Annotated in this window: 27 protein-coding genes; 14 read left to right on the plus strand and 13 right to left on the minus strand. The window is 72.6% G+C overall.

Going from position 1 to position 23759, the window contains the following annotated elements:
- Positions 1-23 precede the first annotated feature (23 nt).
- The 5 genes from P5G50_RS05265 to P5G50_RS05285 all read left to right on the plus strand — a co-directional run bounded on the left by P5G50_RS05265 (position 24) and on the right by P5G50_RS05285 (position 5210).
- Complete coding sequence (locus P5G50_RS05265) at positions 24-1355, plus strand: ABC transporter substrate-binding protein (protein WP_301210272.1); 1332 nt, start codon at positions 24-26, stop codon at positions 1353-1355.
- Complete coding sequence (locus tag P5G50_RS05270) at positions 1352-2290, plus strand: carbohydrate ABC transporter permease (RefSeq protein ID WP_301210274.1); 939 nt, start codon at positions 1352-1354, stop codon at positions 2288-2290. The genes P5G50_RS05265 and P5G50_RS05270 overlap by 4 nt, the downstream gene beginning before the upstream one ends.
- Positions 2287-3087, plus strand: a complete 801-nt coding sequence (locus tag P5G50_RS05275; protein ID WP_301210275.1) for a carbohydrate ABC transporter permease — start codon at positions 2287-2289, stop codon at positions 3085-3087. Before P5G50_RS05270 ends, P5G50_RS05275 begins: the two co-directional genes overlap by 4 nt.
- The gene (locus P5G50_RS05280) at positions 3084-4778 is read left to right on the plus strand and encodes a glycoside hydrolase family 13 protein (RefSeq protein WP_301210277.1); all 1695 of its coding nucleotides are present in this window, start codon (positions 3084-3086) and stop codon (positions 4776-4778) included. Before P5G50_RS05275 ends, P5G50_RS05280 begins: the two co-directional genes overlap by 4 nt.
- A 69-nt stretch (positions 4779-4847) precedes the next feature.
- Positions 4848-5210, plus strand: a complete 363-nt coding sequence (locus P5G50_RS05285) for an META domain-containing protein (RefSeq protein WP_301210279.1) — start codon at positions 4848-4850, stop codon at positions 5208-5210.
- Here P5G50_RS05285 and P5G50_RS05290 read toward each other — a convergent pair.
- The gene (locus P5G50_RS05290) at positions 5207-5689 is read right to left on the minus strand and encodes a MarR family winged helix-turn-helix transcriptional regulator (protein WP_301210280.1); all 483 of its coding nucleotides are present in this window, start codon (positions 5687-5689) and stop codon (positions 5207-5209) included. The two genes, P5G50_RS05285 and P5G50_RS05290, sit on opposite strands and share 4 nt — an antisense overlap.
- A 62-nt stretch (positions 5690-5751) precedes the next feature.
- On the opposite strand from P5G50_RS05290, the gene P5G50_RS05295 reads away from it, so the two are divergent.
- Positions 5752-6120, plus strand: coding sequence for a VOC family protein (locus P5G50_RS05295; RefSeq protein ID WP_301210281.1), 369 nt, complete (start codon positions 5752-5754; stop codon positions 6118-6120).
- A 24-nt stretch (positions 6121-6144) separates the two neighbouring features.
- On the opposite strand, the gene P5G50_RS05300 is transcribed toward P5G50_RS05295, so the two are convergent.
- A complete protein-coding gene (locus P5G50_RS05300) occupies positions 6145-6408 on the minus strand; it encodes a DUF805 domain-containing protein (protein ID WP_301210282.1) in 264 nt (87 codons plus the stop codon).
- Positions 6409-6502: 94 nt separating this feature from the next.
- On the opposite strand from P5G50_RS05300, the gene P5G50_RS05305 reads away from it, so the two are divergent.
- The 4 genes from P5G50_RS05305 (at position 6503) to P5G50_RS05320 (ending at position 10708) form a co-directional block, all read left to right on the plus strand.
- Positions 6503-7243, plus strand: coding sequence for a GntR family transcriptional regulator (locus P5G50_RS05305; RefSeq protein WP_301210283.1), 741 nt, complete (start codon positions 6503-6505; stop codon positions 7241-7243).
- A complete protein-coding gene (locus tag P5G50_RS05310; protein ID WP_301210284.1) occupies positions 7240-8235 on the plus strand; it encodes an ADP-ribosylglycohydrolase family protein in 996 nt (331 codons plus the stop codon). The genes P5G50_RS05305 and P5G50_RS05310 overlap by 4 nt, the downstream gene beginning before the upstream one ends.
- A 78-nt stretch (positions 8236-8313) precedes the next feature.
- Complete coding sequence (locus P5G50_RS05315; protein ID WP_301210285.1) at positions 8314-9774, plus strand: purine-cytosine permease family protein; 1461 nt, start codon at positions 8314-8316, stop codon at positions 9772-9774.
- Positions 9767-10708 (plus strand): PfkB family carbohydrate kinase, encoded by a 942-nt coding sequence (locus P5G50_RS05320; protein WP_301210286.1) that lies wholly within the window; start codon positions 9767-9769, stop codon positions 10706-10708. Before P5G50_RS05315 ends, P5G50_RS05320 begins: the two co-directional genes overlap by 8 nt.
- Before the next feature lie 25 nt (positions 10709-10733).
- Here P5G50_RS05320 and P5G50_RS05325 read toward each other — a convergent pair whose 3' ends face one another.
- Both P5G50_RS05325 and P5G50_RS05330 read right to left on the minus strand, forming a co-directional pair.
- The gene (locus P5G50_RS05325) at positions 10734-11198 is read right to left on the minus strand and encodes a hypothetical protein (RefSeq protein ID WP_301210287.1); all 465 of its coding nucleotides are present in this window, start codon (positions 11196-11198) and stop codon (positions 10734-10736) included.
- A gap of 258 nt (positions 11199-11456) precedes the next feature.
- On the minus strand, positions 11457-12011 hold the full coding sequence (locus P5G50_RS05330) for a TetR/AcrR family transcriptional regulator (protein WP_301210288.1): 555 nt from the start codon (positions 12009-12011) through the stop codon (positions 11457-11459).
- A gap of 124 nt (positions 12012-12135) precedes the next feature.
- On the opposite strand from P5G50_RS05330, the gene P5G50_RS05335 reads away from it, so the two are divergent.
- The 4 genes from P5G50_RS05335 (at position 12136) to P5G50_RS05350 (ending at position 16566) form a co-directional block, all read left to right on the plus strand.
- Positions 12136-12768 (plus strand): hypothetical protein, encoded by a 633-nt coding sequence (locus tag P5G50_RS05335; protein ID WP_301210289.1) that lies wholly within the window; start codon positions 12136-12138, stop codon positions 12766-12768.
- On the plus strand, positions 12765-14282 hold the full coding sequence (locus P5G50_RS05340; RefSeq protein ID WP_301210290.1) for a dihydrolipoyl dehydrogenase family protein: 1518 nt from the start codon (positions 12765-12767) through the stop codon (positions 14280-14282). The genes P5G50_RS05335 and P5G50_RS05340 overlap by 4 nt, the downstream gene beginning before the upstream one ends.
- A gap of 14 nt (positions 14283-14296) precedes the next feature.
- Positions 14297-14602, plus strand: a complete 306-nt coding sequence (locus P5G50_RS05345) for an EthD domain-containing protein (protein WP_301210292.1) — start codon at positions 14297-14299, stop codon at positions 14600-14602.
- Between the two features lie 86 nt (positions 14603-14688).
- Positions 14689-16566: a DEAD/DEAH box helicase gene (locus P5G50_RS05350; protein ID WP_435870837.1), complete on the plus strand. Its 1878-nt coding sequence runs from the start codon at positions 14689-14691 to the stop codon at positions 16564-16566.
- Positions 16567-16576: 10 nt separating this feature from the next.
- On the opposite strand, the gene P5G50_RS05355 is transcribed toward P5G50_RS05350, so the two are convergent.
- The 9 genes from P5G50_RS05355 to P5G50_RS05395 form a co-directional block, all read right to left on the minus strand.
- Positions 16577-16801 carry a hypothetical protein gene (locus tag P5G50_RS05355; protein ID WP_301210293.1) on the minus strand — a complete coding sequence of 75 codons (225 nt, stop codon included), beginning with the start codon at positions 16799-16801 and terminating at the stop codon, positions 16577-16579.
- Positions 16792-17697, minus strand: a complete 906-nt coding sequence (locus P5G50_RS05360) for a hypothetical protein (protein ID WP_301210294.1) — start codon at positions 17695-17697, stop codon at positions 16792-16794. The genes P5G50_RS05355 and P5G50_RS05360 overlap by 10 nt, the downstream gene beginning before the upstream one ends.
- Positions 17698-17873: 176 nt before the next feature.
- Positions 17874-19103, minus strand: a complete 1230-nt coding sequence (locus P5G50_RS05365) for a DNA polymerase domain-containing protein (protein WP_301210642.1) — start codon at positions 19101-19103, stop codon at positions 17874-17876.
- 48 nt (positions 19104-19151) lie between these two features.
- Positions 19152-19301, minus strand: a complete 150-nt coding sequence (locus P5G50_RS05370; RefSeq protein ID WP_301210295.1) for a hypothetical protein — start codon at positions 19299-19301, stop codon at positions 19152-19154.
- Positions 19302-19399: 98 nt separating this feature from the next.
- Entirely contained in the window at positions 19400-19792 is a 393-nt protein-coding gene (locus P5G50_RS05375; protein ID WP_301210296.1) for a VOC family protein, read from the minus strand.
- Between the two features lie 28 nt (positions 19793-19820).
- Positions 19821-20240 (minus strand): hypothetical protein, encoded by a 420-nt coding sequence (locus P5G50_RS05380; protein WP_301210298.1) that lies wholly within the window; start codon positions 20238-20240, stop codon positions 19821-19823.
- A gap of 90 nt (positions 20241-20330) precedes the next feature.
- Positions 20331-22001 carry an alkaline phosphatase family protein gene (locus P5G50_RS05385; protein ID WP_301210300.1) on the minus strand — a complete coding sequence of 557 codons (1671 nt, stop codon included), beginning with the start codon at positions 21999-22001 and terminating at the stop codon, positions 20331-20333.
- Positions 21998-22696, minus strand: coding sequence for a RibD family protein (locus tag P5G50_RS05390; protein ID WP_301210301.1), 699 nt, complete (start codon positions 22694-22696; stop codon positions 21998-22000). Before P5G50_RS05390 ends, P5G50_RS05385 begins: the two co-directional genes overlap by 4 nt.
- Positions 22693-23748, minus strand: a complete 1056-nt coding sequence (locus P5G50_RS05395) for a lysylphosphatidylglycerol synthase transmembrane domain-containing protein (protein ID WP_301210302.1) — start codon at positions 23746-23748, stop codon at positions 22693-22695. The genes P5G50_RS05390 and P5G50_RS05395 overlap by 4 nt, the downstream gene beginning before the upstream one ends.
- Positions 23749-23759: the final 11 nt, after the last annotated feature.

The raw sequence follows: 23759 nt of genomic DNA on the forward strand, positions 1-23759 counted from the left end.
CCACCCCCCAACGGAGGAAACCCATGTCACACGCACCCCGCCGGTCTGTCGCGCTCGTCATCGGCGCGACCCTGGCCGCGCTCGCCCTGACCAGCTGCGCCGCACCCGGATCCGGCTCGGCCTCCTCGGCCTCCGGCTCCGAGACCATCTCGGCGAAGGTCACCGCCGCCGACGTGAAGAAGCTGGGCTCGACCACCCTCTCGGTCTGGGCCGACCAGGCCGAGCAGCCGCTGATGAAGAACTTCATCCCGGCGTACGAGAAGGCGTACCCGAACGTGAAGGTGGACATCACCTACAAGAGCTTCGACGACCTGATCGCGACGGTGGTCAACGCCGCGGCGAGCAAGACCGCGCCCGACGTGTTCCAGGGCAACATCGGCTACGCCGTCGACGGCGCCCTCGTGAAGGCGAAGCTCGTCCGCCCGCTCGACGACGTCGCGAAGGTGTACGGCTGGACCACCGGCACCGGCGCCTCCACGCTGTCGCCGGCCCGCTGGAACGAGGACGGCACCGCCTTCGGCTCCGGCACCCTCTACGGCATGTCGCCGATCAGCGAGGTGCAGGGCATCTACTACAACAAGGCCAAGCTCTCCGCGCTCGGCCTCGACGCGCCGGCCTCCATCGCCGACCTCGAGAAGGATGCGGCCGCGGCGAAGGCGGCGGGCGAGACCCCGATGATGCTCGGCAACTCGGACCAGTACGCGGCGACGCACATCTTCAGCGACATCGCGGTGACCGACGAGAAGCCGGCCACGATCCGCGACTGGATCGGCGGCGAGAAGGGCGCGACGTTCGAGACCTCCGGCAACGCGAAGGCGGCCGACACGATGCGCGACTGGGTGTCGAAGGGCTGGTTCGAGTCCGGCTATGACGGCCTCAGCAACGAGGACGCCCTGGCCAAGTTCGCGGGCGGCACCGGCGTGTTCTTCGTCGGCGGCTCGTGGAACGGCGCCGCGCTGAACGCCGACGGCTACGGCTTCGGCTCGCTGGTCTCCGGCGGCGTCGGAGCCACGGCCTCCCCGTGGCACATCAGCGCCAAGACCGAGAAGTCGGCCGCCGGCATCGCCTGGCTCGACATGCTGCACCAGCCGCAGACCGGCCAGTGGATCCTCGACGGCGGTCGCCTGCCGGTCGTGACCGACGGGGTGAAGGCCGCCGACAGCCTGAGCGCCGAGACCCTCGACGCTCTGAAGAAGACCATCGAGGCGGGCACCCAGGTCGGCTACTACGACTGGACCACGACTGACATGCTCAGCGTCATGGGCGGCGCCCTCCAGGAGGTCATGGCCGGCCGCACCTCCGGCGCCGACTTCACGAAGACCGTCCAGGCGGCGTGGACCAAGGGTCACAAGTGACCGTCCTCACCCCGACCGAGACCGCCGGCGTCGTCGTCGCCACCCGACGACGCCGGCGGCGGCTCACCCGCGCGAGCTGGTCCAGCCTGCTCTACCTCGCGCCGGCGCTGGTGTTCTTCGGGCTGTTCGTCGTCTACCCGATCATCACCTCCATCCAGTTCTCCTTCTACGACTACGACGGCCTGACGGTGGCGACGCCGGCCGGCTTCGCCAACTACGTCAACGTCTTCACCGACCCGGACCTCCGGGCGGCGCTCGCCCACTCCCTGGTCCTCCTCGTCTTCTATGCGGCGCTGCCGGTGTGCATCGGACTGCTGCTCGCGGGCGCGATGTCGCGCATCCGCATCTACGGGCTGACCCTGTTCCGCGCGCTGCTGTTCGTGCCCCAGATCCTGTCGAGCGTCGTGGTCGCCGTCGCCTGGCGCGGCCTGCTCGCCACGGACGGTCCCGTGAACTGGGTGCTGCAGCACATCGGCCTCGGCGCGCTTGCGACCGCGTGGCTCGGGAACTTCGACACCGCGCTCCCGGCCATCGGCGTGATCGGGACCTGGGTCGAGTACGGCCTCTGCATGGTGCTCTTCCTCGCCGGCATCGTCACCATCGACCGCTCGCTGTACGAGGCGGCGCGGCTCGACGGCGCCGGCGCCGTGCGCGAGTTCTTCGCGATCACCCTGCCGGCGCTGCGGCCGCAGATCTCGATCGCGCTCATCCTCACGATCACCTTCGCGCTGCGCAACTTCGACCTCATCTGGAACACCACGCGCGGCGGGCCGGGCACCTCCACCACCGTGCCGTCGCTGTTCGTCTACCTCGACGCGTTCCAGAACCGTCAGCTCGGGCAGGCGTCCGCGCTCGCGGTCGTGCTGACCGTGATCATCTTCGTCGTCGTGACCGCGGTCCAGGCGCTCCTGCAAGAGAGAGGAGAACGGTCGTGAAGACCACGCTCCGCGAATCCGTCACCACCCACGCCCTGCTGATCGTCGCGGCGCTGTTCGCCGTCTACCCGCTCGGGTCGATCGTCGCCTCCTCGCTCTCCGGCCGCTCCGGCGGCATCGACTGGGGCAACTTCGCCGTGGCCTGGACCCGCGGGCACTTCGCGTCGGCGCTCACGTCGAGCGCCATCGTCGCCATCACGGTCGTCATCGTCACGGCCGTGATCTCCTGCACGGCCGGCTACGCGCTCGGCACCATGCGCGTGCCGGGCAGCCGGGTGATCATGGCCGTGCTGCTCGTCGGCCTCGTGCTGCCCTACGAGGTCACGGTGCTGCCGCTGTACCAGCTGCTCTCCGGCTGGGGGCTGGTCGACACCTACTGGGCGCTCATCCTGCCGCAGGTCGGGCTCTCGGTGCCGCTCGGCGTGTTCTGGATGCGGACCTTCTTCGCCTCCGTGCCCGGCGAGATCCTGGAGGCGGCGCGGATGGACGGGGCGTCGCGCTTCCAGATCCTGCGGCAGGTGCTGCTCCCGATCGCCGGGCCCGCCGTGGCGACGCTCTCGACCATCCTGTTCCTGTTCACCTGGAACGAGTTCCTGCTCGCGCTCGTGCTCGTGCCCGGCAACGTATCGGCGCAGACCGCGCCGCTCGCACTGTCGTTCTTCGCGGGGACCGACCGGGCCAGCAACCCGAGCGTCACGGCGGCCGCGGCCGTCCTCGTCGCCCTGCCCATCATCGTCGCCTACATCGTGCTGCAACGCCGGCTCATCACCGGCCTCACAGCGGGAGCCGTGAAATGACCCAGCCCATCGAGACCCTTCGCACCGCCACCGGCATCGACCCGGCCGACACCGACTGGTGGCGCGATGCCGTGATCTACCAGATCTATCCCCGGTCGTACAGCGACAGCAACGGCGACGGCATCGGCGACCTGCCGGGCATCGTCTCACGCCTCGGCCACCTCGCCCGGCTGGGCGTCGACGCCGTCTGGCTGTCGCCCTTCTATCCGTCGCCGCAGCGCGACGGCGGCTACGACGTGGCGGACTACCGCGACGTCGACCCGCAGTTCGGCACGCTCGCGGATGCGGACGCGCTCATCGAGATGGCCCACGGGCACGGCATCCGCATCATCGTCGACCTCGTCCCCAACCACTGCTCGTGGGACCATCCGGCGTTCCGCGCGGCGCTCGCCGCCGCACCGGGGAGCCCCGAGCGCGCACTCTTCCACTTCCGGGACGGCCGCGGTGAGCACGGCGAGCTGCCTCCCAACGACTGGCAGTCGATGTTCGAGGGGCCGGCCTGGACGCGGGTGACGGAGGCCGACGGCACCCCCGGGCAGTGGTACCTCCACCTGTTCGACACCTCGCAGCCCGACTGGAACTGGGCCGACGAGCGCGTGCGCGACGACTTCCGCACGACCCTGCGCTTCTGGCTCGACCGCGGCGTCGACGGGTTCCGCGTCGACGTCTGCGACGCCCTGGTGAAGGCCGACGGCCTGCCCGACTGGCCGCACGCGACGCACGGCGTCGTGACCCCGATCGACGGCCGCATGCCGCCGATGTGGGATCAGGAGGGCATCCACGAGATCTTCCGCGACTGGCGGGAGGTGCTCGACGAGTACGAGGGCACGCGCATCCTCTGCGCGGAGGCGTGGCTCCCGCCCGAGCGCACCGCCCGGATCGTCCGGCCCGGCGAGATGCACCAGGCGTTCAACTTCGCCTACCTGGAGCAGGCGTGGGACGCGGGCGACATCCGCACGACGATCGAGACCTCCCTCGCTGCGAACGACGCCGTGGGTGCGCCGACGACCTGGGTGCTGTCGAACCACGACGTCATGCGTCACGCCAGCCGCTACGGCTACGACGGCCGGGTCGACCTGGAGGCGGGCGTCGGCCGCGACGACCCGCAGCCCGACCGCCCGCTGGGTCTGCGCCGCGCCCGCGCCGCGACCGCGTTGATGCTGGCCCTGCCCGGCTCGGTGTACCTGTACCAGGGCGAGGAGCTCGGCCTCCCCGATGTCACCGACCTCCCGGACGACAAGCGCCAGGACCCGGTGTGGGAGCGCTCCGGCCACGCGATCCGCGGCCGTGACGGCTCCCGGGTCCCGTTGCCGTGGGAACCGGGGGAGCCGTCCTTCGGCTTCTCGTCGGTGCCCGCCGCCGACACCTGGCTGCCGCAGCCGGAGTACTACGGCGAGTACGCCGTGGCCCTGCAGGACGGCGACCCGCTCTCCACGCTCAGCCTGTACCGGGAGGCGCTGGTGCTGCGCCGCGCGCTCGGGCTCGGCGACGGCGAGCTGGAGTGGGTGCCCGGCTCGCCGGAGGGGGTCATCGCCTTCCGCCGCGGGCGGATCGAGGTGCTCGCGAACGTCTCGGGCGCCGAGGTGCGCCTCCCGGCCGGCAGCGAGATCCTGCTCGCCTCGGACGGCGACCGCGAACCGGGCCGGAGCGTCGGCCGGGACACCACGGTCTGGTTCACGCCGGGGGAGTAGTCGGGGGCGGGGCCTCGGCCCGGCGGGCGGGGCTATCCGCGCCTGCCGCCCGGCGGCTACCTTCTGGCCATGACCACCAGATCGGTGCGCGCGGCCCTCGCCATCGCCGCGGCCCTTGCCCTGACCGCTCTCAGCGGATGCTCGTCCGCCTCCTCGCTCCCCGGCGACTGGGGGGAGGAGGCTGCGGGCGAGCCGTCGCTGACCATCGAGTCCGACGGCACCTTCACCGGCACGGACGGCTGCAACCCCGTCGAGGGCACGGGCACGATCGACGGCGACACGTTCACCTTCGGGCCGTTCGCGGCGATCACCAAGGCGTGCGAAGGCGTCACGCCCTGGCTGAACCTCGCCAGCACGGCGAAGGTCGACGGCGACACGCTGACGGTGTACCGCTCCGGCGGGAAGGAGATCGGGACGCTGGAGCGGCGCTAGAGGCTCTCGCCCTCGTTGCCGGGTGCGGTGTCGGCGCCCGCCCGGAGCGCGCGGATCATGCTCTGGAGGCTGCCGAAGGCCGCCGTGCGCTCCTCGGGCGTCATACCGCTCAGCATCCGCTCCTCGACGGAGCGCACGGCGGCGCTCGCCCGACCGAGGAGCTCACGGCCGTGCGGGGTGAGCCGGGTCGGGATCGCCTTGCCGACCGCGGCCTCCACCGCCCGGGTCACCTGGCCGTCGCGCTCCAGCGTCTGCAGCAGCACGTTCATGGTCTGCCTCGTGACGAACGCTCCGCGCGCGAGCTCGGAGTTGGACAGGCCGGGACGCTGGGCCAGCAGTTCGAGGCAGGAGTAGTGGGTCACGTTCATGCCGAGCGGGCGGAGCACCTCCTCCATCGCCGCCCGGAGAGCGCTGGACGCCTCCTTGAGCACGTAGCCGAGCGAGGTGTCGAGGTCGATGCCGGCGTCGTCTTGACTCATGTCAGTATTCTGACATAGAGTCGCGTGTGTCAGAAAACTGACACGCATCGATTGGAGCCACCATGCCCGTCACCGGACCCGATTTCGTCTCCCTCCAGACCCGCGACCTCGACGCGTCGCGCGCGTTCTACGAGCACTACCTCGGCCTCGTCCGCTCGCCGGCCGGTCCGCCGCACGCCGTCGTCTTCGAGACCACGCCCATCGCGTTCGCCCTGCGCGACCTCGTCCCTGGCACCGACCTCGCCGCGGTCTCCCAGCCCGGCATCGGCGCGGCGATCTGGCTGCACGCGACCGACGTCCAGGCCATCCATGACGCCCTCGCCGCCGACGGCCACCGCATCGTGGCCGAGCCGATCGATGGCCCGTTCGGGCGCACCTTCATCTTCGCCGACCCGGACGGATACCACGTGACGCTGCACGACCGCGGGTGAGGGGCGGGCGGCTGCGGGGAGCGGCTAAGCGCCCTGCGGCCGCGGCCGATCGAACCGCACTCCGTCGGGGTCCGGCGCCCCGGCGAGGTTGATCAGCAGCATGATCGGGCCGATCAGCGGGATGAGCCCGAAGAAGAACAGGCCGCCCGAACTGTTCACGTCGTGCAGGCGCCGCCAGGTGATCGCGAGCATCGGCACGATGAGCGCGAGCATGTAGACGTCGACAACGGCCACGAGGAGCAGTGAGCCGACGGCGTAGGCCGTGTCGGGGAGGAGGCGCAGCGGCATCGGCAGGATGATCACCGCGATGACGGGTGGGATGTTCGCCGCGGCGTCCCTCCCTCACTTGCAGTACAGGTAGTGAACAGGTACTGTATCGCGCATGGACAACGACGCCGCCTCGGCCACGCGCAGCCGGACCTCGCTCAAACGGCAGGAGATCGCGGACGAGCTGCGCTCCGCCATCCTGAGCGGCGCCTACCGCAACGGAACCCTGCTGCCGGGCGAGAACGAGCTCGCGCAGCGGTTCGCGGTCAGCCGCGGCACCATCCGCCGGGCGCTCGACGCGCTCGCCGAGGAGGAGCTGATCGACACGCGCACCGGCGTCGGGTCGTTCGTGACCTTCGACGGGCAGGAGCTCGGCGACAACCCGAGCTGGGGCCGTGCCCTGAGCGTCAGCGGCACCGTCAACCGCACCGACATCCTGCGTGCCGAGGTCGTCCGCGATCCCGAGCTCGCCGCCTCCGTGAGCGCGAGCGGGATGGACTTCCTCGCGCTCGACCGCGTGCGGCGCCTCGACGACGGCACGGCCGTCTCGCTCGAGCGCAGCCGCGTACCCGCGATCGGCCGCATCGCCGACGTGCCGCTCGACGGGCTCGTGGACGACTCGCTCACCCAGACCATGCACGCCGCCGGGCTCATCCCGGCGCAGGGCGACGAGTGGATCGCCGTCACCACGCTCGACGACGCCGACGCCGCGCTGATGGGCCGGCGACCGGGGGAGGCGTTCCTCCACGCCGTGCGGATCGCCCGCGACGCCGACGGGCGCTTCGTCGAGAAGGTGGTCAGCCTCCTCGATCCGCAGCGATTCCGCCTCCACCTCACGTTCGGGGCCGGCCGATGACGGCCGACCGCGCCGCCCGCGCCCTCGCCGCCTTCGAGGGACTCGCCCTGGGCGACGCCCTCGGCATGCCGACCCAGTCGATGTCGCGGGCCGAGATCCGTGAGGACTACGGCGTCATCACCGGATTCCGCGACGCCGGCCCTCGGCAGCGCATCGCGGCGGGCATGCCGGCCGGGTCGATCACCGACGACACCGAGCAGGCCGTGCTCCTCGCGCGGTTGCTGGTGGCGGGCGGAGGCGCGGTCGACGTCGACGACTTCGCCCGGCAGCTGCTCGCGTGGGAGGCCGACATGGCCGCCCGCGGCTCGCTCGACCTCCTGGGCCCCAGCACCAAGGCCGCGCTGCAGCGCCTGAGCGACGGCGTCCCCGCCTCCGAGGCCGGGCGTTTCGGCACCACCAACGGAGCGGCCATGCGGATCACCCCCGTCGGCATCGCGCATCCCGTCGACGATCTCACCGCCTTCGTCGACGCGGTCGCCGCCACGAGCGAGCCGACCCACAACACCAGCCTCGGCATCGCCAGCGCCGCCGCGATCGGTGCGGCCGTCAGCGCGGGCATCGACGGGGCCGCCCCGGCCGAGGCGATCGAGGTCGCCATCGCCGCCGCCGAGGAGGGCGCGCGCCGCGGCCACTGGGCGGCAGGAGGCGAGATCGCACCGCGTCTGCGCTGGGCCGTGCCGTACGTGGCCGAGCTGCCCGCCGCGAAGCGCGCCGACGCGGTCGCCGAGGTCGTCGGCACCTCCGTCGCCTCGCAGGAGTCGGTGGTCGCCGCGCTCGCGCTGGTCGCCTGCTCCGACGACCCCTGGAGCACCCTCTGCCTCGCCGTCGGCCTCGGCGGCGACACCGACACGGTCGCCGCGATGGCCGGCGCCGTGCTCGGCGCCACCCACGGCGGCGCCGTCTGGCCGGAGGCCGAACGCGCGCAGCTGCGCCGCGTCAACGACCTCGACCTCGCCCCTCTCGTCCGGGAGCTCCTCGCCCTGCGCGGCTGAGCCTCCCGCCTCCCTCACATCCCCGATACACCGACCCGCACCACCGACCCGATTCACACGACGACGTCTGGAGACCCCATGTCCACCCGTTCCGCCCTCACCGCGGTCGAGCAGCGCGGCATCGAGCCGGTGCCGCCGGCCGAGCGCACCGGCAACCCCCTGCAGCTGTTCTGGGTCTGGTTCGCGGCCAACATCTCGATCCTCGGCCTGCCGCTCGGCGCGACGCTCGTCGCCGTGCAGGGCCTCAACATCTGGCAGGCGCTGATCGTCGCCGCCATCGGCACCGCGGGCTCGTTCGCACTGGTCGGCGTCGTCTCCATCGCCGGGCGGCGTGGAGGCGCGCCCAGCATGACCCTGTCGCGCGCGATCTTCGGCCCGCGCGGCAACGCCGGCCCGACCTTCGTGTCGCTGCTGTCGCGGCTCGGCTGGGAGACGGTCAACACCACCACCGGCGCCTTCGTGCTGCTGTCGCTGTTCACGTTGATCTTCGGAACGGGCTCCGACGCGAAGGCCGTCCCTGTGCTGGCGATCGTCGCCATCGCGATCTTCGAGGCGTGCACGCTGCTCGTCTCGGGCCTCGGCCACGCGGCCATCCTGGTCATCCAGAAGTGGGCGACCTGGATCTTCGGCGCGCTCAACATCGTCGTCGGCATCGCGCTCGTCTCGACCATCGACTGGTCGGCCGTGGCCGCGATGCCGGGTGGAGGCTTCGGTGCGATGCTCGTCGGCGTCGCGACCATGGCCGCCGGCACCGGCATCGGCTGGGCCAACGCGGGCGCCGACATGGCGCGCTACCAGCGGACCAGCGTGAAGGCGGCCCGGCTCATCGCGGCCAGCGCGGCCGGCGCGGGCATCCCGCTCGTGGTCCTGATCGGCCTCGGCGCGCTGCTGACCGCGGGCGACACCTCCCTGGCCACCGCGAGCGACCCGGTCGCCGCGATCCGCGAGCTGCTGCCGACCTGGATGGCGATCCCGTACCTGATCGCGGCGTTCGGCGGCCTCCTGCTCTCGAACCACCTCTCGGTGTACTCGGCGGGCCTCACGACCCTCACGCTCGGTATCCGCATCCGCCGGGTGTACGCGGTGACGGTGGATGTCGTGGTCACCTTCGCCGGCTCCATCTACTTCATGCTGATCGCCGGCTCGTTCTACGGCCCGTTCATCAGCTTCATCTCGCTGCTCGCCATCCCGATCACCGCCTGGCTCGCCGTGTTCCTGATCGACATGATCAAGCGCCGCTGGTACGACCCGGTCGCGCTGCTCGACATGCGCGGAGGCCGCTACTGGTACCGCGGCGGCGTCGAGTGGCGGGCGGTCGGCGCCTGGGCGGTGGCGATCGTCGTCGGCTACGTGCTGCTGTCGATCGGGCAGAGCGGCATCGCCTGGATCGTCACGTTCGTGATCGCGGCCGGCCTGTACGCGGTGCTCGGCGGGGCGCGCGGGCAGCTGCTCGACCCGGCCCCGGCCGCCACCGCCGATGGGGTCGACGCCCCGGACGCCCCGGAGAGCCTGGACGCCTCGGAGGCGGCACGTGGCTGACAGCCCGCGCCTGATCTTCACCGGCAACGTGATCGTCGACATCGTCATGGCGATCGACCGGATGCCGGAGCCGGGCGGCGACGTCATCGCGTCCGCCAGCGGCCTGACCGCGGGCGGCGGCTACAACGCGATGGTCGCCGCCCAGCGCGACGGGCTCCCCGTCGTGTTCGCGGGCCAGTACGGCACGGGAGGCTTCGGCACGATCGTGCGGACCGCCCTCGCCGATGCCGGCTTCGCGGTCGCGCAGACGGGCATCGACGACGTCGACAGCGGCTTCACCGTCGCCCTGGTGGACGCGTCGACCGAGCGCACCTTCGTCACCTCGCGCGGCGCGGAGGGCCGGCTCACCCGCGCCGACCTCGACCGGGTGGAGGTGCGGCCCGCCGACCTCGTGTACGTCTCGGGCTACAGCCTGGCCCACCCCGTCAACGCGGAGGCCCTGCCCGGCTGGCTGGAGGCGCTGCCCGCGGGCGTGCGCGTGCTGTTCGACCCGTCGCCGCTCGTCGACACCTTCGCGCCGGAGCTGCTCGGCCGTGTGCTCGCCGCGACCGACGTCGTGAGCGTCAACGCGCGCGAGGCGCGCCTCATGACGGGCGGCGTCGACCTCGCAGCGGCAGCGGTCGCACTGGCCGGTCGCACGCGCGGAGGCGCGGCGATCGTGCGCGACGGCGCGGCGGGATGCTGGGTGGTCGAGCAGGGCGCCCCTGCCGCCGAACTGGTGCCGGGCCTCCCTGTCGACGCCGTGGACAGCAACGGCGCAGGAGACGCGCACGGCGGCGTGCTCGCCGCGGCGCTCAGCCGCGGTGACGACCTCGTCGCCGCGGCCCGGCGCGCGAACGTGGCGGCCGCCATCGCGGTCACCCGCCGCGGCCCGGCCACCGCGCCGACCGCCGAGGAGATCGACCGGGAGCTGGAGCGCGCGACGCGGGGCTGAGCGCGGCTGCGCTCGGCTCCGGGCCTCAGGCCGCCGACACCGCCTGCTGTGCGACCGCGCCGAAGAGCGGCGCCGCGACGTGCTCGCCCTGGCCGACGCAGAGGAAGAAGACGACGTCCGCCGGGCAGTCGACGCCGATCACGGCGTCGACCCCGCAGAGGGCGTCGTCGGGGAGCTCGGTCAGCCTCCCCATCTCCAGCGGCCGGCGCTCGGCGTCGCGGGCGATGCCCTGCACGGTGAAGAAGGCGTCCAGGCAGTCGTCGTCGGCAGCGTCGGCGATCCAGCCGACGAGCGGGACGGCGGCCTGGTCGCTGAGGGCGAGCGAGCCGAGCAGGGCCTCGACCACCGCCTCCAGCGACGCGTCGGTCGGCACGGCGCCGGGCTGCGGCTGCACGTGGCGCGAGGTGAGGGCGATCCAGCCGCCGGCCGGGACGGCGTCGACGACGGAGAGAAGGCGGCCGGACAGGAGAGGGTTGAGAGAACGGAGCATGGAAGTCGGGTGCTTTCCACGAAGCGCCGGCGCGCGCCGGCAACGGTTCCCCCCAACGCGCCACCGAACGCGAAACGGATTCGGGTAGGAGAGCCGCCCGTGGGGTGACTCGACGATGGCACCCCGTCGGAGTTTCGGGTTCCGGCGGGTGTTCATCAGCATAGGGGCGTGTCCTCCAATGTGCTGACACCAGTACGGGGGACAAAAACGGCGTGTGGGAGGCGCGGGGATCGCGCCGGGCCGCTGGCGGCGAAGCTTTCAGACGCGGGTCAGGGCTCGCGCGCTCCGCAGGAACGAGGCCCCCAGTGCCTCCGCGTCGTCCAGGTACCCGGACACCATCGCGCCGTCGCGGATGAGCATGAGATCGTCGGCGACGGCCTGCGGATCCTGGAGGCCGAGCGGCCCCACGATCTCGGCGAACGTGGTCTTGCACCAGGTGCGGTGCGCGTCGACGGCCGCGCGGACCGGGCTGGCCGGGTCCGGGTACTCGGCGGCGGCGTTGATGAAGGGGCAACCGCGGAACCCCTGCTCGCACGCCATCGTGCCGAGCTGCTGCGCGATCAGCTGGAACGTACGATCCGGGTCTCCGGCCGCGGCCTCCCTCGCGCCCGCGATTCCGGCCCGCTCCTGCTCCGCGCGGCGCTCGAGGTGTGCGACGACGAGGTCGTCCTTGCTCTTGAAGTGGCGGTAGAAGGTGACCTTGGTCGTGCCGGCCTTCTCGATGACCTTGTCGACGCTGACGGCGCGGAGTCCGTCCGCATAGAACAGCTCGGTCGCCGCCTGGATCAGCGCCTCCCGCATCGACGTCTTCACGCTCCCGATCATAAGTGCTCCCTTCCTGGGCGCTTGCGTCTCCGGCCTCCGCTCGCTACGGTGAAGCCATGTAGAGTGACTAGTCATTCTACATCGTCCATCGTCACACAGAAACGGAAACCGCATGACCACCGCCCCACCCGCCGCACGCCCCGTCGCGATCGCCTCCGCGCTGCGCACCCTGTACTTCGTCCGGTTCGGCTTCGCCATCGTCTGGGCCGCCGTCGTCGCGCTCACCGCCGCGACCCTCTCGCCGCTCACCGCGGTGCTGCTCGTGGTCTACCCCGTCTTCGACGTCGTCGCGGCGATCGTCGACCACCGCGCTTCACGCGCGACGCGCCCCGCCTCGCTGCTCTTCGTCAACATGGCTCTCAGCGCCCTGGCGGCGATCGGGCTCGCCGTCGCCGCTCCCTCCGGACGCGGAGCGGTGCTGCTCGTCTGGGGTCTCTGGGCGATCACCGCGGGTGCCGTGCAGCTCGCGGTCGCCATCGTGCGCCGCCGCCTGGGCGGTCAGTGGCCGATGATCCTGAGCGGCGGCATCTCGGTGCTCGCCGGTCTCGGCTTCGCGCTGCAGTCGGGCGGCGCCGCGGCATCCCTCGTCGGCCTGGCGGGCTACGCCACACTCGGCGGCGTGTTCTTCCTGGTGTCGGCCCTCCGCCTCCAGCGCACGGTGAAGCGTGAGCGCGACGCCGGCGCCGACACCGCCGCCACGCGCCTCGGCGGCACGCGTCTCGACACCGAGGCGGACGCCCGATGAGCGCGACCGCGTACGACGTCGTCGTCATCGGCGGCGGCCCGGTGGGTGAGAACGTCGCCGACCGCGCTGTGCAGGGCGGCTTGTCCGCCGTGATCGTCGAGGCGGAGCTGGTCGGCGGCGAGTGCTCGTACTGGGCCTGCATGCCGACGAAGGCCCTCCTCCGCGACGCCGCCGCCCTGCGCGCGGCCCGCAGCCTGCCGGGTGCGGCGGCCGCCGTCACGGGAGACCTCGACACGGCCGCCGTGCTCGCGCGGCGCGACCGCTTCGCCACCCACTGGCACGACGACGGGCAGGTGGCCTGGCTTCAGAGCGCCGGCATCGACCTCGTGCGCGGCCACGGTCGCCTGCTCGGGGGAGGCGCGGTCGAGGTGACCGGCGCCGACGGCGGCAGCACCGTGCTCACCGCGCGGCACGCCGTCGTGGTCGCCACCGGTACGACTGCGGCGCTCCCGCCGATCGCCGGGCTGGCCGAGGCGAAGCCCTGGACCAGCCGGGAGGCCGTCTCCGCCGAGCGCATTCCCGCCCGTCTCGCGATGATCGGGGGCGGTGTGGTCGGCGCCGAGATGGCGAGCGCGTACAGCGCCTTCGGCACGGAGGTCACGCTGATCGCACGCGACGGCCTCCTCCCGCGCGTGGAAGCCTTCGCCCGCGACCACCTCGCCGCCGCGTTCGCCGCCGACGGCGTCCGCGTGCTGAGCGGCGCCGAGCCGGTGCGGATCGACCGGGACGCCGACGGCACGGTCCGCATCGCCCTCGCGGGCGGCGAGACCGTCGAGGCCGACGAGGTCCTGGTGGCGACCGGCCGCACGCCGAACACCGGCGACATCGGCCTGGAGGCCGTCGGGCTCGCGCCCGGCGGCTGGTTGCCGGTCGACGAGACGCTCCGCGTGGTCGACGGCGAGGGCATCCCGGTGGAGGGCGGGAGGCTGTACGCGGTCGGTGACGTCAACCACCGCGCGCTGCTCACCCACCAGGGCAAGTATCAGGCCCGTGCCGCGGGCGACGTCATCGTCGCCCGCGCGACCGGCGCCGAGGTGGACGACGCGCCCTGGGGCCGTCACGCCGCGACGGCCGACCACGGCGCGGTCCCGCAGGTGATCTTCACGCATCCGGAGATCGTCGCGGTCGGCCACACCGTCGCGAGTGCGACGGAGGCCGGGCTCCGGGTCCGGGCCGTCGAGTACGACCTCGCCGCGGTCGCCGGCGCATTCCTCCACGCGGACGGCTACACCGGCCGGGCCGGGATGCTCATCGACGAGGACGCCGGCACGATCGTCGGCTTCACCGCCGTCGGCCCCGACACCGCCGAGCTCGCCCACGCGGCCACCATCGCCATCGCGGCCGAGGTGCCGATCGAGCGCCTCTGGCACGCGGTGCCGGCCTATCCGACGGTCAGCGAGCTGTGGCTGCGCCTGCTGGAGACCGCGGGCGCCGACACGCGGAACCGGCGCACCACAGCCTCCACCACCTCCACCTCCGCCTCCACCACCCCGCTCGCCACGAGCACCCGATAAGAGAAGGAACCACCATGCCCACCAAGATCACCCTCATCATCGACAACCCCGCCGACCCGGCCGCCTTCGAGACGGCGTACGCCGAGATCGAGTCGCTCGCCCGCACCCTCCCGCGGCTGCGCCGGGTGGAGGCGGCGAAGGTCTGGCCGAAGGAGGACGGCACCCCGACGCCCGCCCACCGCACCCTCGACCTCTACTTCGACAGCTACGACGACGCCTCCGCGGCCGTCGCCGACCCGGCCGCCGGCGCGTTCTTCCAGCGGCTGGTGGGCACGGGAGTGGGCTTCACCGGGCTGTTCTCCGACCTCGCGGAGGGGTGAGCACCGGCGCCGGCTTGCGGTCGGCGCAGCTCATCCTGGCGGACGGGGGAGGCGGTACAGGGTCCCGGCGGACTACCGTTGACCTGGTGACCACCACCCCCGACTCCGCTCCCCACGACGACACCACCGCCGCCGACGCCGTTCCGGCGGACGACGCCACCGCCGACACCATCACCTTCGGCGACCTCGGCCTCAGCGCCCCGGTGCTGAAGGCGCTCAAGGACGTCGGCTACGAGACACCGTCCGCGATCCAGGCGGCGACCATCCCACTGCTGCTCGAGGGGCGCGACGTCGTCGGGCTCGCGCAGACCGGCACCGGCAAGACGGCCGCGTTCGCGCTGCCCATCCTGTCGCGGCTCGACCTGTCGCAGAAGACCCCGCAGGCGCTCGTGCTCGCGCCGACCCGCGAGCTGGCGCTGCAGGTCGCGGAGGCGTTCGAGAGCTACGCCGCGCACCTGAAGGGCGTGCACCTCCTCCCCGTCTACGGCGGTCAGGGCTACGGCGTGCAGCTGTCGGCGCTGCGGCGCGGCGTGCACATCGTCGTCGGCACCCCCGGCCGCATCATGGACCACCTCGACAAGGGCACCCTCGACCTCTCCGAGCTGAAGTACCTCGTGCTCGACGAGGCCGACGAGATGCTCAAGATGGGGTTCGCGGAGGATGTGGAGACCATCCTCGCCGACACCCCGGACGACAAGCAGGTGGCGCTGTTCTCGGCGACGATGCCCGCGCAGATCCGCCGCATCTCGAAGCAGTACCTCAACGATCCGGAGGAGGTCACGGTCAAGACGAAGACCACGACCTCCCCGAACATCACCCAGCGCTACCTGGTCGTCTCGTACCCGCAGAAGGTCGACGCCCTCACCCGCATCCTCGAGGTCGAGAACTTCGAGGGCATGATCATCTTCGTCCGCACCAAGAACGAAACGGAGACGCTGGCCGAGCGGCTGCGTGCCCGCGGCTACTCGGCGGCCGCGATCAACGGCGACGTGCCGCAGGCGCAGCGCGAGCGCACGGTCGACCAGCTGAAGTCGGGCAAGCTCGACATCCTGGTCGCCACGGACGTCGCGGCGCGCGGCCTCGACGTCGAGCGCATCAGCCACGTCATCAACTTCGACATCCCGACCGACACCGAGCCCTACGTGCACCGCATCGGCCGCACCGGCCGCGCCGGCCGCAGCGGCGCCGCGATCAGCTTCGTCACCCCGCGCGAGCGCCGCCTCCTCACCGCCATCGAGAAGGCCACCCGCCAGCCGCTGACCCAGATGCAGCTGCCGACCGTGGAGGACGTCAACGTCACCCGCCTGGCCCGCTTCGACGACGCCATCACCGAGGCGCTCGGGCAGGAGGACCGGATCAGCCGCTTCCGCGACATCATCGCCCACTACGTCGAGCACCACGACGTGCCGGAGGCCGACGTCGCGGCGGCGCTCGCTGTGGTGGCGCAGGGCGAGGAGCCGCTGCTGCTCTCGGAGGACGACGAGCTGACCCAGCGCGTCGAGCGCGACGGCCGGGCCGGGCGCGACCGGGACCGCTCTGCGCGTGACACGGGCGACTCCCGCGGCCGCGGCGCTCGCCGCGAGCGCACCGGAGCACCGCTGTCCCCCTACCGCATCGAGGTCGGCAAGCGCCAGCGCGTCGAACCCCGTCAGATCGTCGGCGCCCTCGCCAACGAGGGCGGCCTCAGCCGCGACGACTTCGGCCACATCCGCATCATGCCCGACTTCACCATCGTGGAGCTGCCGGCCGACCTCCCGCGCGAGACGCTGGAGCGGCTGTCGGGCACGCGCATCGGCGGCAAGCTGATCGAGCTCCGGCCCGACCGCGGCCCCGGGGCGCGGCGCGAGTCGGGGCGACGGGACTACGAGCGGCGGGACGCGCCGCGCCGCGAGTACGAGCGGCGTGACGACCGGCGTGATGACCGGGGCGACGAGCGCCCGGCGCGCAAGCCGCGGCACAAGTAGGGCGGCGGGGCTAGGGGCGCTGCTGCTTCTCCACCCGCCGGCACACGAGTTCGAGCGGGATGAGGAACGCCAGGGTCATCACCACATAGATCGCGATCGGCAGCAGGTTGCCCGGCCTTGTGCCGCCTCCGGGCAACCCGCCGATCAGGAGCCCGAGGATCAGCGCCCAGATCGGGAGCACCCGGCCTCCCCACCGACTCAGGCGGAACACCGAGAGCGCGGCCGTCAGGCGCATGCGGACCTCACCAACTGGCCCAGATACGTGTAGCTGAAGGACCAGGTCCGGCACTGCCCGAGCCGGGTCGAGTTGTAGGAGCCGATGGTTCCGTAGACGGCCGCACCGATCACCATCCCGACCGGTCCTGTCAGCGAGAGCAGCCCGAGGGCGACGGCGACGGACCCGCCGTGGATGGCCTGCGCGGTCGCCTGCGACATCGTCACCACGACGTACGTTCCGAACGTGATGCTCGGGTCGGCGACGACGGGGAACGCCGTGCGTTCGGTGAAATCGACGACCTGAACGAGGGTCGTCCCGTCGATCTCGTAGTGAGTGGCGACCGGCGCGCCGTTCGCGTCTTTGGCCCAGGGAGCGGCGACCGTGCCCGTGACCACGTCGCCGCCTGCGGTCGACACGACCACCGAACCATCGCCGGCCAGGTGCAGCTCCTGTTCCGCCGGGAGGGACAGCGGGTATGTGTATCGCTTCGGTGCGGCGGGCCCGGCGATCACAGTTGTGATCTGGATGCTTCCGTCCGCCTGGACGCTCGGCACCGTGACCGATCCGTTGTTGTTGTCGTAGGAGACGACGCCTGCCCTCTCTGCAGTGGCTCGGTCCGCATCGGCGGCGAAGGGCAGGCCGATCCCGATGGTGTTGTCTCCGATACCCAGCGATACGCCGTCGGACGGGTCAACCGGAACGGTTACATCCGTCCCAGCGATGGTGGCGTCGATGGCAGCAACGCCGGACTCCGTCGTCTCGACCGGAGCCGCACCGGTGAGCGCAGTCGGGTCGGCGGCGGCCACGGCGGCCAGCGGGTCCTCCGCCGCCGCGTGCGCGGGCGCCGAGCCGAGGGTTGCGAGGGCGATCGTTGCGGCTGCGACCGCCGCAGACAGGGGAAGTGCTCGTCTCATAGTTGGTCCGTTCCTCATCGAACGGAGTGGACGTCCTTCGCGACCCGTACTCGGCGCGATCGTGTCCACGACCCGGCACGCGGAGAGCGCGCACTTCCGACGCTAGGGAGCGTTCAACCCGTGCTCAGGGCGCTCAGTGAGAGCAGGGCAGGAATTCAGTGCCCATCGACGATGTGTCAGGGCGCCTGCCGCCCCGCCCACGGGTCGTAGTCCGCGATCAGCGCCTCCTGCTCCGGCCGCTCCTCCTCCGGCACGTGCTGCAGGTTGACCCGCACGCGGTACCAGAGCGAGCTCGAGCCGCGCATGCCGTCGACCAGCTCGTCGGCGGGGTGGAGGCGCTCGGCCGCGGTCGGGTGCGCCGACTTCCACGCGGCCAGGGCCTCCAGCGCCTCGGGCTTCGTCTTGGTGCGCGCCACCTCCACCAGCGGCATCTGGGACACGCGGCGGCCGGAGCCGTCACCGCCGCGCGGCGGCTTCTCGGCCGGGCCCAGCTCCTTCGCGAGGGCGAGCAGCGCGTCCAGCGAGCCGGGCGCCTCGTCGATCCCTTCGTGCGGGTCGCCGCGCTCCGCGAAGCGGTCGAGCACCGTGCGGACCGTGAACTCCTCCGGGCGGCGGGTGCGCACCTCCTCCCAGTCGAGCGGGGTGGAGACGCGGGCGTCGGGCAGCGGGCGGATCGAGTAGGCGGAGGCGACGGTACGGTCCTTCGCGTTCTGGTTGAAGTCGACGAACACGCTCTCGCCGCGCTCCTCCTTCCACCAGCGGGCCGTCGCGAGACCCGGCGCGCGGTTCTCGACCTCGCGCGCGAGCGTCTCCGCCGCCAGCCGCACGTCGGCGAAGCCCCACCGGGGGTGGATGCGGACGAGGATGTGGAGGCCGCGCGACCCGCTCGTCTTCGGCCAACCGACCAGCCCGTGGTCGCTGAGCACGTCGCGGGCGATGAAGGCCACATCCACGATCTGCGCCCAGTCGACGCCGGGCATCGGGTCGAGGTCGACGCGCAGCTCGTCGGGATGGTCGAGGTCCTCGGCGCGGACCGCGTGCGGGTTCAGGTCGAGGCAGCCCAGGTTGGACACCCAGGCGAGCCCCGCGGCGTCCCGCAGCACGGCCTCCTCGGCGGAGGTCCCGCTCGCGTAGTGCAGGGTCGCGGTGTCGATGTAATCGGGATGGTTCTCGGGCACCCGCTTCTGGAAGAACGGCTCCTGCCCCAGCCCCTTCGCGAACCGCTTCAGCACCATCGGCCGCCCGCCGGCTCCGCGCAGCGCCCCATCGGCGACGGCCACGTAGTACCGCGCGAGGTCGAGCTTGGTCAGCCCCGCATCCGGGAACACGACCTTGTCGGGACTGGAGACGCGCACCTCACGGCCGGCGGCCTCCACGAACGCCTCGGACTTCGACGACGGGCTCATGGGAGTCACGCTGCCACGGTTGGGGCGGCTGGGCCAGTGGGAGTCCGATCACTCGTCGGACGCGCCACCCTCCCCGCGCGCATCCCGGATGCCGGCGGCCACGCCCCTGCGCACCACCCAGTACAGCGCGTACAGGATCACACCCGCTATCACCACGGTGAGTGCGAGCCCGCTGAACGGGTCGGCTACTGCGATCATCGGCGATTCCCCCTTCGCGACCTCCGACGATGGTAGCGGGGAGGCGCGTCCGGCGACCCCCTACTGCAAGCAGAACTCGTTCCCCTCCGGGTCGCGCATCATGATGACGAACTCCTCGTACGGTCCCCACATCCCCAGCAGCGTCTCTCCTCGGTGGCGCCGAGGGCGAGGAGGCGGTCGCGTTCGGCCTCCAGCTCCTCGCGGGTGGCGCGGCGGTCGTCGAACGGGGTGATGTCGAGGTGCATGCGATTGCGGCCCCGCTTGCCGTGGCGGTAGCGGGAGAAGAAGAAGCGCTGGTGGGTCGGGTCGCCGTCCCAGGCCTCGGCGCGGTCGGCGAGGTCCTCGTCGGTGAGGCCGGCGGCCTTCAGCTCCTCGACGTCCTCGGCGTCCCACGAGCTGCCCGCCGGGTAGCCCATGACGGCCGACCAGAATCGGGCCAGGGCGGTGGGGTCCTCGGCATGGAACGAGACGTTCGCGATACGCGCTGTCATGCCAGCACCCTATGCGAGGGCGGGAGGGTCAGGCCACCGCCACCGCGCGCCGCCGCCGCAGCACCGCCGCGGTCGTGATCGCCAGCACCACGATGCCGATCGACTCGACGATCACGGTCTCGGGTACCAGCGTGAAGCTCCACACCTCGCGGATGCCGAACAGGCCGACCGTCAGCGCGAGCAGCAGCGAGGCCAGGGAGGCGATGAGGAACAGGAGGCTCAGCACGGTCGTGATCCGCAGCAGGGCACCGCGTGTGACGAGCATCGCCACGGCGAGCACGAGGGCGGCGATGCCGTTCAGCACGAAGAGGACGCCCAGCAGGCCGCCCACCCCGACGAACAGCAGGTAGAGGTGGATGCCGCCGGTCACGGCGAGGACGAGCGCGCTCAGGATGCGCAGAGTCCAGAGCGCGCCCTGGTGCTGCCCGGCCGTATCCGCTGCGCTCATGGGTTGTTCGGTCATGGGGTCACCCGCTTCCGATCGGGGCCCCGACGGGAGGGGGCCACAGGGAGAACACGAAGGAGCCGCGCCGGGGGTTCATCGCAAGGCCGATCCGGTCGCGCTGTGCGTTCCGTCCGCCCCGAACGCCGTGAGGAACCGGTCGCGGAACGCGTCCATCCGCCACACCGGCGCGGAGGGCGACGGCAGCATCCCGGCCTCCCACCGCCACGATGCGACGCGGTCGAGCACGGCCGGGTCCTTGGCGATGATGCTGACCGGCACGTCGTGGCCGGCCCCGGTGCCGCTCACGATCGATGCCGGCTGATGGTCGCCGAGGACGACGAGCACGAGGTTCGGGTCGTCGAAGGTGGTCAGGAACGAGAACAGCGCGCCGAGCGAGTACTGGATCGACTGGCCGTAGAGCTGCCGCACGTGCTCGGGATCCTGCCAGGCGACGCTGGGCGAATCGCCCTTCGCGTACTGCCCCGCGTAGAGGGAGCCGTCGCCGATCGCATCCCACGGCACCAGGCTCGGCAGCGGCGTCCACGGGGTGTGCGACGAGACGAGGTCGATCTCCGCCATCACCGGCTGGTGCGGCTTCGCGAGGTCGCGCTGTTGGAAGTAGGCGAGCGTGTACTGGTCGGGGACGCGCGCGTAGCTGAAGCGCGGTCCTCGATAGCCGACGTTCTTCCCGTTGAGCTGCTCGTCGAAGCGGTAGAACGACGAGCCGACCGGCCAGTGCCGGGTGTCGGAGGGGACGTCGCTGACCGTCCGCCAGCCCGCCTTGCGGAACGCCGCCGCGAGCGTGAGCCGGTCGCTCGTCGTCACCCGGTCGTACGCCAGCGGGGAGTCGACCCAGAGCCCGGACTGCAGGGTCGAGTGGGCCAGCCAGCTGACGCCGCCGAAGGTGGGGGAGGTGAGGAAGGCGCTCCGCTCGCCGTACCCGTGCGCCGCGAGGCCGGCCTCGCCCTGTCGCAGCACGGCGTCCACGCCGTCCGAGAAGCTCGAGCCCTGCACCGCGACGCGCCCGTAGCTCTCGACGAACGCGACGACGACATCCTTGCCCTTCAACCCGGTGAGGAGGTCGCTGGCGGGTACGCGGGCGAAGGGGTCGTTCGCGACGGCCCGGTCGAGCGCGGTCGCGTCGTGCGCCGCCGCCTCCACCTGACGGGTCCTGGCGGCGGCCGTCGCGACCGTGTCGGCCGCGGCCACGGGCTCGCCGGGCACCAGCTGCACGCCGACGAGCGCGAGTACGAGCCAGCCGGCCGTCACCGCGGAGGCGCCGATCAGCGCGGCCCGGCGCCGCGGGCGCAGGCGCCGGGAGAGGTGGAGGAGGGAGGCCGTCACGGCGATCACCGCACCGAGCGCGAGCACCACGACGCCGACGAGCAGCGCCAGCGCGCCCCCGGGGCCCGCGGAGTCCTGCACGACGCCGTAGCCGTCCACGAGCTCCGGCCAGCCCGTCACGATATCGAACGGACGCCCGACGGTCAGTGCGAAGACGCGGTCGAGGCCGGCGCTCACGGCGGTGAGCACGAGCAGCAGGGCGGCGACCACCGCGACGACGCGCCGCAACCAGCCCTGCGGCAGGAGGGTCAGCACAGCGAGCGCGAGCACGGCCTCCAACGGGAGGCGAAGCAGCGCGAGCGCGGAACCCGAGCCGATCAGTCCGGGCGCGAGCGCGACGGCGGCCAGCGCGACGACGGCGAGGACGGTCGCGATGGTGGTGCGGACGGGGTGGAGGCGTGCGGCGGCGCTGGCGCTCATGAGCCGGCCCCCTCGAACCGCTCCGACAACGCGTACCGCAGCAGCACGACGTCGCCGACGGCACGGGTCTCCGCGAGCACGGCGCGGCGCTCGCCGTTCCACGGGAAGGCGCCCTCGCCCACGAATCGCGGCGCTCGCCGGTCGCCGACGAACAGCGGCGCGACGGCGACCTGCAGCTCGTCGACGAGGTCGTCGCAGAGGAACTGGGTCAGCGTGCGCCCGCCGCCCTCGACCAGGAGCCGGTGGAGGCCGCGCTCGCCGAGGTCGGTGAGCAGGTCGGCCATCCGCACCTCCTCGCCGAGCGGTACGACCGTGGCGCGGTCGCCCAGCCGGGCGCGGATCCGGTCGGCGTCGCCGCGGGGGCAGTACACGAGCTTCGGGGTGTCGCCCTGCGTGAAGAAGGCCGCCGACGGGTCGAGCTCGCCGGTCGCAGTGACGGTCGCCTTGACCGGTGACGGCGCCCTGCCCGCGGCGGCGCGGCGCTCCTGCCGCTCGCCGCTGCGCACGAGCAGCCGCGGGTTGTCGAGCCGGACCGTGCGAGCACCCACGAGGATCGCGTCGTGGTGCGACCGCAGCTCGTCCACACGGTCGAAGTCGTCGGCGTTCGACAGCGCCAGCCGCGGTGGGCTCGCTGTGTCGAGGTAGCCGTCGAGCGAGATCGCGCAGCTGACGGTGACGTAGGGGCGCGCGGTCACGGGCGGGGGCTCCTCGGGGCGGGGGTGGGGGAGGTGATGGACCACGCGAAGGCGGTGGACACGGCGGAGGGGACGCCCGCGGGAGACGTGGCCCGCGGGGTGAAGGCGCGCCGCGGGATCACCGCCCCCGGCAGGACCGCGAGCAGCGTCACCACCCCGAACAGCGTTGCCGCCGCCACGCCGGCCGTCGCGCCGACCCCGGCGGCGGCGAACGCCCAGCCCGCGACTCCCTCCCGCGGTCCCCAGCCCCCGACGCCGATCGGGAGGGAAGCGGCGAGCAGCACCACGAACGCCAGCGCGACGACCTGCGGCGGCGGTATCGCTACGCCGACCGCCTCGGCCGCCACCACGAAGGTCCCCACGTGCGCGAGGCACACGACGACGGAGGCGAGCACGCACTTCACCACGGCGCCCGCCGATCCGAGCCCGCGCAGCGCGGCCGCCTCCCGCAGCAGCACCCGCCGCGCACGCGCACTGGCGACGCCCGCGATCACCGCGGCCAGGGCGACCGTCGCCGCGGCGCCGCCGACACCGATGGCCAGCGGCGGGAGGATCATCCCCCCGAAGCCCGTCCCCGCCAGCAGCACGACCGGCACCGCGATCACGAGCTGCACGACCTGCCCGATCGTCCGCTCGATCACCACCGCGCGCGCCGCGGGCCCGAGCCGCTCGACGCTGCGCCCGTGGTCGACGGCCCTGCCGACGTCGCCGACCACGCCACCGGGGAGCACCGAGTTGAGGAACTGGGAGCGGTAGTACATCGCCACCGCCGCACCCCATCGCAGCGGGACGCCGAGCGCGCGCGAGACCGTGCTCCAGCGCCAGGCCGCGGCGGCCGTCGCCAGTGCCGTCAGGGCCACCGCGGCGGCGACGGTGGGAACGTCGAGCGCCGCGAGCCCCGCCAGGAACGGCGCCGCGCCCACCTGCAGCACGACGGCGATGAGGACGACCGCCCCGAGCGCCACGCGGACGACCGGGCGGAACCACGGCGAGGCCGTGACCTCCCGGAGCCGCACCACACCGGCCCCGCGCGCCGCGACAGAGGCCGACACGCCCTCCCGGC

Source organism: Leifsonia williamsii (genome assembly GCF_030433685.1).
Lineage (GTDB): Bacteria > Actinomycetota > Actinomycetes > Actinomycetales > Microbacteriaceae > Leifsonia > Leifsonia williamsii.

Excerpts from the sequence above, each read along its gene's own strand:
- P5G50_RS05300 (WP_301210282.1), bottom strand. The coding sequence starts at position 6,408 with ATGCCGCTGCGCCTCCTCCCCGACACGGCCTACGCCGTCGGCTCACTG.
- P5G50_RS05285 (WP_301210279.1), top strand. The coding sequence starts at position 4,848 with ATGACCACCAGATCGGTGCGCGCGGCCCTCGCCATCGCCGCGGCCCTT.
- P5G50_RS05315 (WP_301210285.1), top strand. The coding sequence starts at position 8,314 with ATGTCCACCCGTTCCGCCCTCACCGCGGTCGAGCAGCGCGGCATCGAG.
- P5G50_RS05385 (WP_301210300.1), bottom strand. The coding sequence starts at position 22,001 with ATGAGCGCCAGCGCCGCCGCACGCCTCCACCCCGTCCGCACCACCATC.
- P5G50_RS05280 (WP_301210277.1), top strand. The coding sequence starts at position 3,084 with ATGACCCAGCCCATCGAGACCCTTCGCACCGCCACCGGCATCGACCCG.
- P5G50_RS05340 (WP_301210290.1), top strand. The coding sequence starts at position 12,765 with ATGAGCGCGACCGCGTACGACGTCGTCGTCATCGGCGGCGGCCCGGTG.
- P5G50_RS05305 (WP_301210283.1), top strand. The coding sequence starts at position 6,503 with ATGGACAACGACGCCGCCTCGGCCACGCGCAGCCGGACCTCGCTCAAA.
- P5G50_RS05365 (WP_301210642.1), bottom strand. The coding sequence starts at position 19,103 with ATGAGCCCGTCGTCGAAGTCCGAGGCGTTCGTGGAGGCCGCCGGCCGT.
- P5G50_RS05380 (WP_301210298.1), bottom strand. The coding sequence starts at position 20,240 with ATGAGCGCAGCGGATACGGCCGGGCAGCACCAGGGCGCGCTCTGGACT.
- P5G50_RS05375 (WP_301210296.1), bottom strand. The coding sequence starts at position 19,792 with ATGACAGCGCGTATCGCGAACGTCTCGTTCCATGCCGAGGACCCCACC.
- P5G50_RS05355 (WP_301210293.1), bottom strand. The coding sequence starts at position 16,801 with ATGCGCCTGACGGCCGCGCTCTCGGTGTTCCGCCTGAGTCGGTGGGGA.
- P5G50_RS05310 (WP_301210284.1), top strand. The coding sequence starts at position 7,240 with ATGACGGCCGACCGCGCCGCCCGCGCCCTCGCCGCCTTCGAGGGACTC.
- P5G50_RS05325 (WP_301210287.1), bottom strand. The coding sequence starts at position 11,198 with ATGCTCCGTTCTCTCAACCCTCTCCTGTCCGGCCGCCTTCTCTCCGTC.
- P5G50_RS05265 (WP_301210272.1), top strand. The coding sequence starts at position 24 with ATGTCACACGCACCCCGCCGGTCTGTCGCGCTCGTCATCGGCGCGACC.
- P5G50_RS05335 (WP_301210289.1), top strand. The coding sequence starts at position 12,136 with ATGACCACCGCCCCACCCGCCGCACGCCCCGTCGCGATCGCCTCCGCG.
- P5G50_RS05295 (WP_301210281.1), top strand. The coding sequence starts at position 5,752 with ATGCCCGTCACCGGACCCGATTTCGTCTCCCTCCAGACCCGCGACCTC.
- P5G50_RS05290 (WP_301210280.1), bottom strand. The coding sequence starts at position 5,689 with ATGAGTCAAGACGACGCCGGCATCGACCTCGACACCTCGCTCGGCTAC.
- P5G50_RS05345 (WP_301210292.1), top strand. The coding sequence starts at position 14,297 with ATGCCCACCAAGATCACCCTCATCATCGACAACCCCGCCGACCCGGCC.
- P5G50_RS05360 (WP_301210294.1), bottom strand. The coding sequence starts at position 17,697 with ATGAGACGAGCACTTCCCCTGTCTGCGGCGGTCGCAGCCGCAACGATC.
- P5G50_RS05370 (WP_301210295.1), bottom strand. The coding sequence starts at position 19,301 with ATGATCGCAGTAGCCGACCCGTTCAGCGGGCTCGCACTCACCGTGGTG.